At 53.5% G+C, this 467-nt stretch carries 1 protein-coding gene; it reads right to left on the bottom strand.

Features of this window, described 5'->3' with window-relative positions:
• Positions 1-79: 79 nt before the first annotated feature.
• Entirely contained in the window at positions 80-466 is a 387-nt protein-coding gene (locus ACTHUR_RS20070) for a DUF883 family protein (RefSeq protein WP_440400554.1), read from the bottom strand.
• Between the last annotated feature and the right edge of the window lies 1 nt (position 467).

The following is a 467-nucleotide window of genomic DNA, read 5'->3' as shown; positions in this document are numbered from 1 at the left end:
GGCTAAGGCCGTCTGCACGGCGCAATGAAATCCATGATTTCATGTGCACGCCTGTTCAGACGGCCTTAACATATTCACATTAACGACGGTTCAACAACACACCGACAACCAAACCGGCCAATGCGGCAAAACCCATCGCATAGTATGGTTTTTCATGCACCACTTCATCAGCGTGTTTGGCACCGCGTTTCAAACGCTCGCCCGCATCAGCTTCAAATTCGGCAAAACGCTCTTTGCCTTCTTTAAGACGCTCCTGGGCCGCTTCTTCAAACTGCTCGTATTTCTCACGCGCACGCTCGGCATGATGGCGCAAACGTTCGCCGGCCTCTTCTTCAAAACGGCTCAAACGCTCTTTGGCCGCGGCCAATTTCTCTTCCAATTTGGCCCGGGCTTTGCCGCCCTCTTCCGAACCGGCTTCCACACCGTCGCGGTACAACTCTTCCACATCATCCATCACTTCTCGGATG

Source organism: Neisseria sp. P0021.S007, from assembly GCF_051956855.1.
Note: the sequence above shows the minus strand (reverse complement) of the source record. Positions and strands in the feature narration are given on the sequence as shown.